Origin of the sequence: Sphingobacterium allocomposti, assembly GCF_008124885.1 — a bacterium.
Lineage (GTDB): Bacteria > Bacteroidota > Bacteroidia > Sphingobacteriales > Sphingobacteriaceae > Sphingobacterium > Sphingobacterium allocomposti.
Genome location: NZ_VNHX01000001.1, coordinates 316,152 through 331,162 on the forward strand (window position 1 = coordinate 316,152; position 15,011 = coordinate 331,162).

Annotated in this window: 12 protein-coding genes; 7 read left to right on the top strand and 5 right to left on the bottom strand. The window is 48.7% G+C overall.

The window, feature by feature from the left end; translation table 11 throughout:
• Window positions 1-1,086 (bottom strand): DNA-processing protein DprA, encoded by a 1,086-nt coding sequence (gene dprA, locus BC792_RS01105; protein ID WP_148907131.1) that lies wholly within the window; start codon window positions 1,084-1,086, stop codon window positions 1-3.
• Window positions 1,087-1,130: 44 nt separating this feature from the next.
• On the opposite strand from dprA, the gene BC792_RS01110 reads away from it, so the two are divergent.
• The 3 genes from BC792_RS01110 (at window position 1,131) to BC792_RS01120 (ending at window position 2,514) form a co-directional block, all read left to right on the top strand.
• Entirely contained in the window at window positions 1,131-1,664 is a 534-nt protein-coding gene (locus BC792_RS01110; RefSeq protein WP_148907132.1) for a hypothetical protein, read from the top strand.
• A 79-nt stretch (window positions 1,665-1,743) separates the two neighbouring features.
• Window positions 1,744-1,983, top strand: a complete 240-nt coding sequence (locus BC792_RS18555; protein WP_246154748.1) for a GIY-YIG nuclease family protein — start codon at window positions 1,744-1,746, stop codon at window positions 1,981-1,983.
• Between the two features lie 288 nt (window positions 1,984-2,271).
• Window positions 2,272-2,514, top strand: coding sequence for a hypothetical protein (locus BC792_RS01120; RefSeq protein ID WP_148907133.1), 243 nt, complete (start codon window positions 2,272-2,274; stop codon window positions 2,512-2,514).
• 36 nt (window positions 2,515-2,550) lie between these two features.
• Here BC792_RS01120 and rsmG read toward each other — a convergent pair whose 3' ends face one another.
• Both rsmG and BC792_RS01130 read right to left on the bottom strand, forming a co-directional pair.
• Window positions 2,551-3,186 (bottom strand): 16S rRNA (guanine(527)-N(7))-methyltransferase RsmG, encoded by a 636-nt coding sequence (gene rsmG / locus BC792_RS01125; RefSeq protein ID WP_148907134.1) that lies wholly within the window; start codon window positions 3,184-3,186, stop codon window positions 2,551-2,553.
• A 33-nt stretch (window positions 3,187-3,219) separates the two neighbouring features.
• Window positions 3,220-4,365, bottom strand: a complete 1,146-nt coding sequence (locus tag BC792_RS01130) for a glycosyltransferase (protein WP_148907135.1) — start codon at window positions 4,363-4,365, stop codon at window positions 3,220-3,222.
• A gap of 146 nt (window positions 4,366-4,511) precedes the next feature.
• Between BC792_RS01130 and tgt the strand changes: the two genes are divergently transcribed.
• From tgt to BC792_RS01145, 3 genes are all read left to right on the top strand, one after another.
• Window positions 4,512-5,642, top strand: coding sequence for a tRNA guanosine(34) transglycosylase Tgt (gene tgt, locus BC792_RS01135; protein ID WP_148907136.1), 1,131 nt, complete (start codon window positions 4,512-4,514; stop codon window positions 5,640-5,642).
• A gap of 62 nt (window positions 5,643-5,704) precedes the next feature.
• Complete coding sequence (locus BC792_RS01140; RefSeq protein ID WP_148907137.1) at window positions 5,705-6,787, top strand: LptF/LptG family permease; 1,083 nt, start codon at window positions 5,705-5,707, stop codon at window positions 6,785-6,787.
• A 66-nt stretch (window positions 6,788-6,853) separates the two neighbouring features.
• Window positions 6,854-7,765, top strand: a complete 912-nt coding sequence (locus tag BC792_RS01145; protein WP_148907138.1) for a DMT family transporter — start codon at window positions 6,854-6,856, stop codon at window positions 7,763-7,765.
• Window positions 7,766-8,004: 239 nt separating this feature from the next.
• On the opposite strand, the gene BC792_RS01150 is transcribed toward BC792_RS01145, so the two are convergent.
• On the bottom strand, window positions 8,005-9,471 hold the full coding sequence (locus BC792_RS01150; RefSeq protein ID WP_148907139.1) for a glutamate synthase subunit beta: 1,467 nt from the start codon (window positions 9,469-9,471) through the stop codon (window positions 8,005-8,007).
• Between the two features lie 20 nt (window positions 9,472-9,491).
• Window positions 9,492-14,006 (bottom strand): glutamate synthase large subunit, encoded by a 4,515-nt coding sequence (gene gltB / locus BC792_RS01155; protein WP_148907140.1) that lies wholly within the window; start codon window positions 14,004-14,006, stop codon window positions 9,492-9,494.
• Window positions 14,007-14,372: 366 nt separating this feature from the next.
• Between gltB and BC792_RS01160 the strand changes: the two genes are divergently transcribed.
• A complete protein-coding gene (locus BC792_RS01160; protein WP_211357441.1) occupies window positions 14,373-14,990 on the top strand; it encodes a hypothetical protein in 618 nt (205 codons plus the stop codon).
• Window positions 14,991-15,011: the final 21 nt, after the last annotated feature.

Below are 15,011 nucleotides of genomic sequence, written 5' to 3' on the forward strand. Positions count from 1 at the left end.
TTATTGTATCTTATATAGTTTTCCGGGAAGCGAAAATAAGGTGCCGTTCATTTCCATTTCCAATAGGGTCATCGCGAGCTTGCTTGCCTGCCAGCTAACATGCGCCGCGATCTCGTCGACGTGTGCCTGTTCCCTTCGTTGAAGAAAGTCGTAAATGCGTTGATGATCCTTGCTGAGGGGCAGCGACAGCTGCACAGGGCCGGCGGGCTGCGGACGCTCCCAACCCATTAAGTAGAGAAGATCTTCTGCATGACGGATCAGGTGGGCACGATGGGTTTTTATCAGGTAATTGCAGCCGGCGGAGTAGGGCTGGTTGATGCCGCCGGGAAATGCACATACTTCCCGATTATAGCTATTCGCTATTTCTGCCGTGATCAGCGCTCCACCCTTATGGGCCGCTTCCACGACGATAGTAACATCGGATAAGCCGGCGATGATGCGGTTCCTAGCGGGGAAGTTGATTCTGTCGGGACGTGTTCCGGATGGATATTCTGTTAGCAGTCCGCCATGCTCGAGCATGCGGGCGGCGACATCCCGGTGCGCTGCGGGATACAGCATGTCGAGGCCATGGCCCAGAACGCCGATCGTTGGAATGGCGTGTCGTATGGACAAACGGTGTGCATGCACGTCAATGCCGTGCGCAAGCCCGCTGATGACCTGTATATCCATATCCCTGAGGTCTTCGACAAGCTCCTCGCATATGCGCTTACCATAAGGCGTAGCATTTCTGGTTCCGACTATGCTGACAGCTCGCTGCGGTTGAAGATCTGCTGTTCCTTTGAAGTAGAGCATGAGCGGAGCGTCCTCGCATTGCTTTAGCCGATGAGGATAGTTGTCGTCCGTTATCCACAAGGCCGTGATTTTGTGTTTCTCAATAAAGGCCAGTTCCTCTTCCGCCTCGCTAAGGCATTCTTTGGAAAGCAAGGAGTCTACCGATTTTTTCTGTAGAAACGGGAGATGATGTAGTGTTACTTCATCTATATTGAAAATCTGCTCCAAAGATCCGCAGTACTCTAATAGGCTGCGTGCTGTCTTCGGACCCACACCTTTTATTTTGGTGAGCGCTATTTGCTGAAGTTTGTTCATAATTGGACTCCTAAAAATAACAATTTTGTTTAAAAATCCTACCTTTGGATGAAATAATCCTGCATATAAGGCTTCGACGGGCTCAGCCTGACATGGAGGTGGCATCCGGCTATGGAGGTATCGGTGTCGTCCAGAGCCTGTCGACGGATAGACGCGGGAACGGGCTTCGACGGCTTAGCCTGACATGGAGGTGGCATCCGGCTATGGAGGTATCCGTGTCGTCCAGAGCCTGTCGACGGATAGACGCGGGAACGGGCTTCGACGGGCTCAGCCTGACATGGAGGTGTCATCCGGCGATGGAGGTGGCTTCCTGCTATGGAGGTATCGGTGTCATCCAGAGCTTGTCGAAGGATAGACACCGAACGGGCTTCGACGGGTTCAGCCTGACATGGAGGTGTCATCCGGCTATGGAGCTGTCGGTGTCATCCAGAGCCTGTCGAAGGATGGACGCGGGAACGGGCTTCGACGGGCTCAGCCTGACATGGAGGTGGCATCCGGCTATGGAGGCATCGGTGTCGTCCAGAGCCTGTCGACGGATAGACGCGGGAACGGGCTTCGACAGGCTCCGCCTGACATAGAGGTGTCATCCGGCTATGGAGCTGTCGGTGTCATCCAGAGCCTGTCGAAGGATGGACACTGACGAACTCTGAAACAAAAATGAAAGAATATTATGTCTATATCCTAAAATGTAAAGATGGGTCGTATTATACGGGTATTACAAATGATATGGATCGGCGTTTATGGGAACACCGGGAAGGTATCAACGTTAAATGTTATACATACCGGCGTAGACCTGTAGAACTGGTATATTTTGAAACGTTCATTGATGTTAATCAGGCGATTGCTTTTGAAAAGCAGGTTAAGGGGGGGCAGGAGAAAGAAAGCAGCTATTATTAACAATGAATGGGAAAAGTTGCCGGAATTGTCAAAGAACCGACAGACCCTTCGACAGGCTCAGGGTGACATTGTTGAAGAGCCCCAGGTGACAAGGCCGACTCACAGGGACAAGGACTCTGACGGGATTTATACAGACCCTTCGACGGGCTCAGCCTGACATGGAGGTGGCCATCCGGCTATGGAGCTGTCAGTGTCATCCCTCGGAAGCGGCGATAAAAAGAAAACAAACGTTCTGCTAAAACAGTTTAAGGACGACAGCGGGCGGATTAGGACAACATATTTAAAAAAATGGAATTACAAGGAGCACAGGAACCATTTGATGTGGAAATAGACGATATCGTTTATTCGATATTTCCGGAAGAGAAGGATGTTTTCATGGTTTTTAAGGAAGGAGAGGAGTATGTCAAAATTATTAAGGACGAGAACTCCTGGCTTAAGCTTAACCCTGAAACGGAACTTCCGATGTTCGGTATGGACGAGGAAATACAGGCTATCGGTCAAAAGATAAACGAGGCATTGGGCGGAGCCTGATAGCGGATGCCAGTTGATGAAAAGTGTATGTACCGGCTACATCGGTACATACACTACATATTTTGTTTCGAAGAAATCCTCGGCGAAGAAGCTGGACAAGGGGTGTAGTTCAGCTTTTAATCTGGCCTCCCTGACTTCATCTTTTAAATCGCCCCCTTTGAGGTAGAGGATACCATTGGGGATCCCGTTTTTATCTTTTTTGTCGAATTTATTCCTAATCCATGGGACAAACTCGGCTAAACGCGTAACAGCTCTTGAAACGACAAAATCATACTTTCCGTCGAGCTGTTCAGCCCGGATATGGTCTGCTTCTACGTTTGTAAGTCCTATTGCTTCGGCTACCTCACGGACTACTTTGATTTTCTTCCCTATGGAATCAACCAGATGAAACTTTACATCGGGAAAAACAATAGCTAAAGGAATTCCAGGGAAGCCGCCGCCTGTGCCAACATCCAGAACATGTGTCCCGGGGGTGAACTCCTTCACAAACCTGGCAATTCCTAAGGAATGCAGCACGTGGTGCAGGTACAGTTTATCCATATCTTTTCTCGAGATGACATTGATCTGGTTGTTCCAGAACGGATAGACGTCTGCCAATTTGGCGAATTGCTCTTTTTGCCTGTCGGACAGATTTGGAAAGTAGCGGTAGATAATGTCAACTGTTGGATTCATGCGTGTAATATGTATGCTGTTAAAGTAGGTCTCCTATTTCCAGGATTGCTGTTTTTTACTCCGGTTAAATAAACCGTTGATGCAAATATAGAAATAGTAGAGGATGTCTAGAAGAGGAAGCCAGACGAGAAGATCCCGTACCTGGAGCTTTTGATAGATATGGCTGAAAACGATGAACTGGCTGATAAGCCGCACCAGATAAATGGTTGTGGGCACAAACCAGAACTGGGGGTACACGCAAAGGCAGCCAACCAGCATCGTGTAAAACAGTAGGGATGATAGAAGCTGCACCGCCAGCATACGTTTATGTCTTCCCTTGTAGAGGACGGAAGCGCCGGCATGCCGGGCCTTTTGCTTATAATAACTTTTCCACGTTCTCTTGGGTACGGAATATACGTGCGCATCAGGGTGGATCGCTATCTGCACATTGTCCGGGGTTGCATTGTGGTTGACGAATAGATCGTCGTCGCCCGACTTAATGTGCATATGCTTGTTAAACCCTTTGCCTTTAAAAAATATGGATCTTGTGTAGGCAAGGTTTCTGCCCACACCCATGTAGGCGTCGCCCTTTAATGCGTAAGCTAAATAGCTCATGGCCGTGTGCGACGTTTCAAAGCGTATGAGCTTATTGAGGAAGCCTTTTTCTTTAAAGTAGGGTGAATAACCCAGGACGATTTCCGTGCCTGGTCCGAAGGCCCCTGCGATCTCGGCGAGCCAGGCATTGCTTTGGGGCAGACAATCTGCATCGGTAAACACGAGATGTTCGTACTTTGCAGCTTTAATTCCCATGGTCACCGCATATTTTTTCGTGTTTTTCAGGCGGATATACTCCTTGATCTCTACGATTTTCAGCTTATCGGGATATGTTGTCAACAGCTCTTTCAATAGCCAATGCGTGTCATCCTCGGAACAGTCGTCGACAAGTACGACTTCGAACTCGGTATAGTCCTGATCTAATACGGCTGGAAGGAACGTCTTGAGATTTTCCAATTCGTTGTGCGCACAGATGATTACGCTGACAGGCGGTTTAGCTTCGACGTCTTTATAGGATACAATCTTGTAGGATGCCAACCTTCCGTATACCGAAAAGAAGTAATACAGTTGTATGAGAAGCAACAGGAAGAGAACGCCCAGAGGCAGGTAGCCCAGATAAGGAAAAAAGTATTCAAATTGTTCCATACGGGGTCAAAGATACGGTGTTCTACGAAGATAAGCGGATCAATCGTTAAGTTTTATTAAGATTTCGGCAGGCGCTCGTTTCCTGACATTTTTTATCCTATTTTTGCAGTGATTTTATCAAAGAGGATAGAGGGATAAACACACATATGAAATTTACGCTTCAAGCACAAGATAAAGGGTCTAAGGCTAGAGCTGGGATGCTGGAGACGGCGCACGGCCCTATTCAGACGCCGATTTTTATGCCGGTCGGTACTGCCGGAACGGTGAAGGCTGTCCATCAGCACGAGCTGGTTCAGGATATACAGGCACAGATCATATTAGGCAACACGTATCACCTTTATCTCCGTCCGGGACTTGACGTTTTGCATAAAGCCGGCGGCCTGCACAAGTTCAATCAATGGAGCGGTCCGATTTTGACAGACTCCGGAGGATACCAGGTGTATTCGCTGACGGAAGTCCGTAAGATCAGGGAGGAGGGTGTAACGTTCCGATCCCATATTGACGGTTCGAAACATCTGTTTACGCCTGAAAACGTCATGGATACGCAGCGTGTAATAGGCGCGGATATCATCATGGCTTTCGACGAATGTACGCCTTATCCATGCGAATACAGTTATGCAAGAAAGTCATTGGACATGACTCACCGCTGGCTGAAGCGATGTGTGGATCGTTTTGATAGCACAGAGCCCTTATACGGCTATGAACAGACATTATTCCCCATCGTTCAAGGATCGGTTTACAAAGATCTTCGGGAAAAATCGGCGGAAGTAATTGCGTCGTTTAACAGGGATGGCAATGCCATCGGAGGTCTGTCTGTGGGCGAACCGGCAGAAGAGATGTATGCGATGACCGAGGTCGTGACGAACATATTGCCAGCAGATAAGCCGCGGTACCTGATGGGTGTGGGAACCCCGGTAAATATTTTAGAAAATATAGCGCTGGGTATCGACATGTTCGACTGTGTGATGCCCACGCGTAACGCCCGCAATGGGATGCTGTTCACAAAGAACGGCATTATCAACATCAAGAACGAAAAATGGAAAGACGACTTCTCGCCGATTGAGGCGGAAAGCGATCTGTTGGTAGACCAGATACATACAAAAGCGTATCTTCGCCACCTGATCAAATCGCAGGAAATCCTCGGCGCACAGATCGCTTCATTGCACAACCTCCATTTTTATTTGTGGCTCGTGAAGGAAGCAAGAGAGAAAATTCTGGAAGGCACCTTCTATGACTGGAAGGAGAAAATGGTAAAAGTTTTGGGGCAAAGGCTGTAACCGCGACCATAATCCGTTACTGACGACTGGCAAGCGGATCACGAATAAACAATACACGAGTAATGAACATTATTGACCGTTATATCATTAAAAAATACCTGAGCACCTTCGTGTTCACGGTGGGTATTTTTATTATCGTGATCGTTGTATTTGATGTTTCGGAAAAGTTGGACGACTTTCTGAAGAACAAAGCCCCTATGTCGAAGGTCTTTCTGGAATACTATGCGTTGGGTAGCATCCCGTTTTTCCTGAACATGTTAACTCCGCTGATTAATTTCATTGCCGTGATCTTCTTTACATCGAAGATGGCTGATCAGACGGAGGTAGTGCCTATTCTTAGCGGAGGGATGAGCTTTAACCGCTTTCTGCGTCCTTATATGATTGCCGCAGGCGTCATCTTCTCTTTCACCATGGTCTCCAACCTCTACATTATTCCTTACACCAATAAGATCAAAGTTAATTTTGAGAATGTGTATGTGAAACCGCAGAAGGTCAGCTCGTCTACGTTGTCCACACATATGCAGATCGACTCGAATACCTATGTGTATATCGATAACTTTGATACGAAGCGTAACATAGGTTATAATTTTTCGTTGGAAAAATTTTCGGGCGATCAGATGATTGAGAAGCTGATGGCGCAACGGATTACGTGGGACTCGGTTGCTACAAAATGGAAAATTGAAGATTATACTGTCCGGAAAATCGATGGATTGAAGGAAAGTATGGAAAAGGGAACGGCACGTGATACGACGTTGGACATGTTGCCGAGAGATTTCGAAGTATACGACAATGTCTTTACGGCGATGGACACAAAGGAGCTCAACGACCGTATCCGCAAGGAAGAAACGAGAGGGACGGGCATGATGACGGATCTGCTTCTGGAGAAGTATAAACGTTACATAGGTCCTTTTTCCGCTTTCATCCTAACACTGATGGGGGTTTCCCTGTCGTCGAAGAAGGTCAGGGGAGGTATCGGATTGAGTTTAGGTATCGGCATCGCACTGAGCTTTACATTCATTGTGCTGGTGCAGTTCTCGACCATGTTTTCCTTAAAAGGAGGGCTACCGCCGCTCATTGCCATCCTGATTCCGAACGTTCTGTTTCTGGCGTTGGGGCTTTGGCTCAAATACAAGGCACCGAAATAAGTTATATGCACCGCTTCGTGTGCCGTAGCGGAAGTTTATCACCATGATGTTTATGTTTTAGGAAGGATGAGCCGATTTTTTCTTAATAAGAATGTTCTTATTTTACATCTGACTGTATTAATCTGGGGTTTCACCGGCGTGCTGGGCGGTTTGATATCGATTTCTGCCCTGCATTTGGTCTGGTACCGTGTGCTTATCGCCGCCTTAACCCTGTTTGTTTACTTTATCCTGGCGGGTAAGTCGGTGCATGTTACGAAAAAGCAGCTTCTTCAGTTCCTGTCGGTGGGTGCCGTCGTGGGGCTTCACTGGGTGCTGTTTTTTCATGCCATCAAGATCTCAACCGTGTCGGTAACCTTGGTTACTTTGTCGGCGACGACACTATTTACTTCCATACTGGAACCGGTGATTAACAAGCGGAAGATTTCTCTCGCGGATGTTGCCGTGGGACTGGTTATTGTATTCGGTATCTACCTTATTTTCAAGTTTGAGTTTCAATATGTGTTAGGTATCATTTGCGGGTTGTCCTGTGCGCTATGTGCCAGTGTATTTTCCATCCTAAATGCAAGGATGGTGAAGCATACCAGCCCCACGGTGATTACTTTTTATGAGATGCTGGGCGCTTTTCTTTGGGTGTCTGTCATGATGTTGGTTAGCGGCGATTTTAACGGAGAGATGTGGTTGCGGGGAACAGACTGGGCTTATCTGCTGCTGCTGGGCGTCGTTTGTACAGCCGTAGCTTATGTCCTCGGAGTGGCCGTCATGAAGGAATTAAGTGCGTTTATCGTCGCACTGACAACGAACATGGAGCCGGTATACGGAATCGTGCTGGCAGTGCTTATTCTGGGACATAAAGAGACGATGAGCACAGGGTTCTATTTAGGCGCACTCATCGTGCTGGGAGCCGTCTTTCTTTATCCTTATGTTAAAACCCGGATAGAGCACAGGGAGCGGAGCTTGGTGAATAGGAAGCTACATTGAAACGAGGCATGAGCCGCACTTCATTTCGTCGCCGCCAAGGTTACGCTGTTGAAGGAGGTTCATCATGAAGAGCAGGTGCCTATGGATAAAAAAATGGAAAAAAGTATACCTCAGAGAACCTATTTTAATCCCCCCTTTGCCCGGCCTATAGGTTGACTAACAGTGGGTTTTGTCAGGGGGTATAAATAAAGAAAACCGGACCTGGTCCGGTTTTTCACTTTGTACTAAAGTATATGAAATTAAGCGTATGAGACAGCTTTATCTTTGCGCTCAAGTTCGGAATATCCCATCAGGTATTCGTCAACTTTCCTAGCGCATTCACGACCTTCGGAGATCGCCCAGACAACGAGCGACTGACCGCGACGCATATCGCCGGCCACAAATACTTTTTCCGCGGACGATTTGTATTCTCCTTCGGCAGCATCGACGTTTCCCCGTTCGTTGAGTTTCACGCCGAGCTGCTGCAAGAGGCCTTCGTGTTGTGGATGCAGAAAACCCATCGCGAGCGTTACCAGCTCACAAGGTATCTCCCGTTCGGAGCCTTCGACCTCCTTGAATTTTATTGGTCTGCCCAAAGCATCTGTTTCCCACTCCAGATCGACTACCAACGCGGCGCGTACATGTCCGTTGTCATCTCCAAGGAAAGCCTTGGTGCTGACGCTCCAAAAGCGCTGACATCCTTCTTCATGTGACGTCGTGGTCTTCAACAACATCGGGTAGGTTGGCCACGGCATGGCCTCAGTCCGTTCTTTCGGGGGCTGTGGCATTAACTCAAATTGTGTCACACTTTTAGCGCCATGACGGTTGGACGTTCCTACACAATCAGAGCCTGTGTCGCCACCTCCGATAACCAATACATTTTTGCCTTCTGCATGTATTTCCTCTTCTTCGATCGGTGAGTTTCCTACCCGCTTGTTCTGCTGTTTCAGGAACTCCATCGCAAAGTGTACTCCTTTGAGTTCGCGTCCCGGAATCGGAAGGTTGCGGGGGATAGTTGATCCGCCGGCCAGGACGATAGCGTCGTACGCCTGCAGCTCGCCAGCAGGTACGTTAACGCCCACCTCGGCGTTAACCCTGAACTCAATACCCGACTGTTTCATAACGTCGACACGACGATCGATAACCGACTTGTCCAATTTGAAATCTGGTATGCCGTAGCGGAGCAGCCCTCCGACCTTATCGTCCCGCTCGTAGACAACGACGTCATGCCCCGCTTTGTTAAGTTGGGCAGCGGCCGCCAGTCCGGCAGGGCCCGACCCTACAACAGCCACACGCTTGCCGGTTTTTATGTAGCTTTTGTTAGGCTGCACGTAGTTTTTGCTATACGCGATTTCGATAATATGTTTCTCAATTTCTTCGATTGCTACGGGCGACTTATTTATGCCCAGCACGCATGCAGCTTCGCACGGCGCTGGACATATCCTTCCCGTAAACTCGGGAAAGTTATTGGTTGAAACTAAGATATTATAGGCCTCTTCCCAACGACCATCGTACACAGCATCATTGAATTCGGGAATGACATTACCCAGCGGGCATCCCGAATGACAGAAAGGAATGCCGCAATTCATACAGCGCGCTGCTTGATTGTTGAGTTGATCGTCTGAATAACGATGTACAAATTCTTGATAGTTCTGTTTTCTGCTTTCTACAGACTCTTTCTGAGGAAGCGCTCTTTCAAATTCTAAAAATCCTGTTGGTTTTCCCATGACTCTTTTCCTCCTCTATATTAAGCTTCAACTAATTTTTTACGTAACACATTCTTGTATTCGCGTGGGAATACTTTGATAAACTTGTTTTTCTCGCTCGACCAGTTCTGCAAGATAAAGTTGGCGCGTTCACTTTTGGTCAGGTTGATATGCCGCTTGAGTAAAGCGATGATCGCATTTTCATCTTCCGTATCCAATGGGTCGAGGTCGACCATCTCCTGGTTGCAGTTGTCGCGGAATGTCCCCGAGATGTCGTAGATCCACGCGATACCACCACTCATCCCGGCCGCGAAATTCCGTCCTGTAGGGCCTAGGATTAACGCATGTCCGCCTGTCATATATTCACAGCCGTGGTCGCCAATACCTTCAACTACGGCTGTAGCCCCCGAGTTACGTACCGCGAAGCGTTCTCCAGCCATACCGTTGATAAATAGATGGCCTGATGTTGCCCCATAGAGGGCTACGTTCCCGATGATGATGTTGTCATGGGCTATTAACGGGCTGTCGGCGGTGGGGTAGATCGCCAGTTGCGCGCCAGAAAGGCCTTTTCCAACATAATCGTTCGCCTCGCCTTCAAGCTCAAAGGAGATACCTTTGGCTCCGAATGCACCGAAAGACTGACCTGCTGATCCCTCGAACTTGAAATTAATGGTATTGTCCGGTAGCCCGTCTGCCCCGTAGAGCTTGGAGATCTCGTTGGACAACATTGTTCCGATGGTGCGGTCTGTATTTTTTACTTTAAATGTGCCGAATACGGGTGTCTTTGATTCTAAGGCAGGCTTAGCCTGTGTAAGCAGCCCCCAGTCGAGAATCATGCTTAGGCCGTGATCTTGCTCCTGCGTGTTATAAAGTGTTTCCGACGGTTCGTTCCGTGCGACATATAGAATTTTTGAAAAGTCAATTTTGGACGCTTTCCAATGGTCGATGTTTTCGCGCTTCTTCAGGAATTGCGCCCGACCCACCATCTCATTGATGGTGCGGAAGCCCAGCTGTGCCATAATCTCGCGTACTTCTTCTGCGAGGAAGCGGAACAGGTTTACAATGTCCTCCGGTTTACCGGAGAATAGCTTGCGTAGCTCCGGATCCTGTGTTGCCACGCCCACAGGGCATGTGTTCAGATGGCATTTGCGCATCATGATGCACCCTCCGGCCACGAGGGCTGCCGTGGCGACCCCCCATTCTTCGGCGCCTAACAAGGTGGCAATAACAATGTCGCGGCCTGTTTTCATCTGTCCGTCAGCCTGCAACACAACGCGGCTGCGAAGTTTGTTCTGCACGAGCGTTTGGTGGGCTTCTGCCAGCCCGAGCTCCCAAGGTAAGCCTGCATGCTTAATAGAGCTTATTGGTGAGGCTCCTGTTCCTCCATCGTAGCCGGCGATCAATATCACGTCCGCATGCGCTTTCGCTACACCTGCCGCGATGGTACCGACGCCCGCCTTGGATACCAGTTTTACGTTGATCCGTGCTTTTCTGTTGGCATTCTTCAGATCAAAGATAAGCTGTGCCAGGTCCTCTATCGAATAAATATCGTGGTGAGGAGGAGGGGAAATTAACCCAACTCCCGGAGTGGCGTGGCGTAAACGCGCGATAAACTCGTCGACCTTGTGCCCCGGAAGTTGACCTCCTTCTCCGGGTTTCGCTCCCTGCGCCATTTTGATCTGGATTTCGTCGGCCTCGCTAAGGTAGTGCGATGTTACCCCAAAGCGCGCCGAGGCCACCTGTTTAATAGCTGAACGCATAGAGTCGCCGTTGGGCAGCCGTTGAAAGCGTATTGCATCTTCACCGCCTTCGCCGGTGTTGCTCTTAGCGCCGATCCGGTTCATGGCGATGGCCAAGGTACTATGGGCTTCTGTGGAGATCGACCCCATGGACATGGCACCGGTAGCGAAACGTTTCATAATGTTTTCGACAGGCTCGACCTCTGCCAGTGGCACCGGTGTACGGTGTTTGGCGAAATCCAACAGCCCGCGTAACGTAAACATACGTTCCTTTTGGTTGTTGATGATGGACGCATACTGTTTGTAAGCATTGTAGTCGGTAGTGCGACAAGCCTTTTGCAGCAAGTGAACGGTCTCGGGGCTCCATAGGTGCCCTTCGCCGCGGCGTTTCCACTGATAGATACCGCCTTCCGGCAGTAGCTTCTTTTCAACGCGGGACTCGCCGAATGCTCTCCAATGTTTAGATAAGGCTTCCGCAGCGATATCATCTAATGTTAGACCTCCGATGCGTGAAACGGAGCCGCAGAAGTATCTATCTACAACATCTTTATCGATGCCGAGAACTTCAAATATCTGTGCGCCATGGTACGATTGCAGGGTGGAGATTCCCATTTTGGAGAATATCTTGAGTAAACCTGCACAGATCGCTTTGACGTAATTTTTCTTTAAATCGTCCCAGGTAAGGCTGGTATCTATCTGCCCAAGTTCTTTCATGGTGCGGATAGAGGCTAACGCCATGTAAGGGTTTATGGCCGTGGCGCCGAAAGCCAGCAGGCACGCGAAGTGGTGTACTTCCCAAACATCCCCCGCCTCGACAACGAGTCCTACAGCACCTCTGTTCCCTGTCTTTATCAGGTGGTGGTGCACGGCGGAAACAGCGAGTATAGAAGGTATTGCGGCGTGCTGGGAGTCGATGGCGCGGTCGGAAAGAATGATCACTTCAAATCCATCCCGCACTGCGTCGTCGGCATAGCGGCAAAGTCTTTCGAGTCCGGCTTCCAATGATCCGGGCTTGCCATCCGCTTTGAAGTAGAGCTGTAGTGTCTTTGCCTGGAAAATGCCGGTATCTATTGAACGGAGCTTTTCCAGTTCGCTGGAAGTCAGGATCGGGTGCTCTAATGTTACGCAGTGGCAGAATTTCTTGTCTTCGACAAGAATATTACCGGCGTTGCCGATAAACGTTGCCAAACTCATCACGAGCCGCTCGCGGATCGGGTCAATCGGAGGATTCGTAACCTGCGCAAAGAACTGCTTAAAATAACTTGACAGGTGCTGAGGCTGATCGGAAAGAATGGCGAGAGGCACATCAGTTCCCATAGAGCCTATCGGTTCGTATCCTGTCAGGGCCATCGGCGTTAATATCGCTTCCAGGTCTTCCCGGGAATATCCGAAAGCCTGTTGGTACTTGAATACCGACTCTTTTTTTAGATACGTGTAAGTTACGCGCGGCTCTTCCAGTTCCTGGAGACGGATTTTATAGTTGTTGAGCCATTCGCCGTAAGGCTGCTGGCGTACCAATTCGCCTTTAACTTCTTCGTCGGAGCGGATACATCCCTGCTCCATATCCACAACGAAAATTTTTCCGGGCTGCTGCCGTCCTTTTTTTATAATCAGATTTTCGGGGATCGGTAATGCACCGGCCTCGGACGCGACGACTACGCGGTCGTCGGAGGTTACGGCGAAGCGTAACGGACGTAATCCATTACGGTCGAGTGTAGCTCCAATGATTTTTCCGTCGGTAAAACAGAGTGCAGCGGGGCCGTCCCAAGGCTCCATTAGCGTTGCATGATATTCGTAGAAAGCCTTCTTCAGCGGGTCCATTTGCGTGTTGCCATCCCATGCTTCAGGTACGAGCATCAGCATGACATGCGGTAGGCTACGGCCGCTGTGGAGCAGAAGTTCCACCACATTATCGAGACAGGCAGAATCCGACTGTCCGCGGTCAACCACAGGCAACAGGATTTGCATCTCCTCTTCCGTAAAATAGGGCGATGACAACGAGCGGGCTCCCGCATAAAACCAGTTGAGGTTCCCTGTAAGGGTATTGATCTCCCCGTTATGGGCGATATTCCGGAACGGCTGGGCGAGCGACCACGATGGGAATGTGTTTGTAGAGAAACGTGAGTGGACCAGACCGAACGCCGAGACGACGCGCGGATCTTTTAGGTCTTCGAAATATGTTCCGACCTGATAGGTTGTCAGCTGCCCCTTGTAGATAATGGTCTTACAGGAAAGCGACGCTATATACAACGGTAACGGATATTCCTGATGTTCTTTTACTTTTTGGATGATGAGCCGCCTAAGTACGAACAGCTTCCGTTCGAAATCTTCGGTGGTGGAGACGCCGTCAGGACGGGATACGAAAAACTGGACAATTTCGGGTTCGGCGCTGAGTGCCGTAGGGCCAATGCCGTCCCGGTTTACAGGAACATCGCGGAAGCCAAGAAACTTCATGCCTCTGTTTTCTGTAGCTTCCATAATTGCCTGGCGGCATACGGCGTTTAACTCTTCGTCTTTTGGAAGGAATACCATGCCGGTGCCATAGTAGCCGGGCTCTTCCAGCTGAATGCCAATGTTAATACATTCTTCCCACAAAAATTCGTGAGGAAGCTGAATCATGATACCAGCTCCATCCCCGCTTTCCGGATCACACCCGCATGCACCTCTATGCTCCATGTTTTCCAACATAGTTAAGGCGTCTCTGACCTGCTGATGTGATTTTTGACCTTTGATGTGCGCTACAAAACCTACCCCACAGGCATCATGCTCAAAGTCGGGGTTGTAAAGCCCTTGTTCCGGTAATCTTTCGTTTATCATTTTCTCCTCAAAATATTAGGTTGCTAATATATGAATAAAAAACGATCTTTTTTAAAGATTTTATAAAAAATATTATCTGTTGTTGTTTTATTGATAAATAACAGCGTTTTTTTTGTTGATATTGTATTCTTGTTTGTAGATGCGCCGTAATTGGAAATATCATTCTGTAACTTTCTTATGAGAGCGAATTTATGATTGTGGCGGCCTGGTTCAGTAAACCCGGAGACGCCGCTGCCGCCGGACGGGAATATTGCCGCGCGCCAAAAGGGATGACGAATGGGTGCAGGTCCTGACGGAGGGGTAATCGATGCTTGGATATGGATTTTTTTATGTATTTTTAGCTATTATTAATCTAACAGAAAACACGTGAAAAATCTAACTAATGTAATGGTATGGCTACTCATACCGCTATTCTTGGTTCCGGCGATCGCCGTTGGTCAAAAGATGAAAGTCGCATCGGGCAATTTTGAATTTCTAAGGGGGCAGCGCAATTTAAATGTGGTGTTTGACTATGCGGGCGCTACGTTTTATAATGAGATGATGTCGGAACAGGACTATATCAATAAACGTATTGATGAGATTACCAGGGATAAAGGAGCGGACGAAGCTGAAGTTTGGCGTAAGGATTGGGACTATTCAAAATCCACAACATTTGTGAATAAATTTTTAGCATCGATGAACAAAAACCTGGCCATCAAATCGTCGACAGATGAAGGGGACGCAACCTACACGGTGATTGTCAAAACCACTTGGATCTACCCGGGCTGGTTTGCGGGGGTGATGGCTCAGGCAGCAAAGGTAAGTACGATTTTGCGTTTTGTTGAAACGGCAGATCATAGCAAGGTGCTTCTGGAGATCCACAGTACAAAGGCTCCGGGAAACATTCAATTTGTCGGTATTCCAAATAACAATGATCGTATGTCGGAGGGCTATGCGAAAACCGGGAAGACACTCGCTGCTCTGATTAATAAGAAACTGAACTAAGCTATATCTGCAAGCAGATCG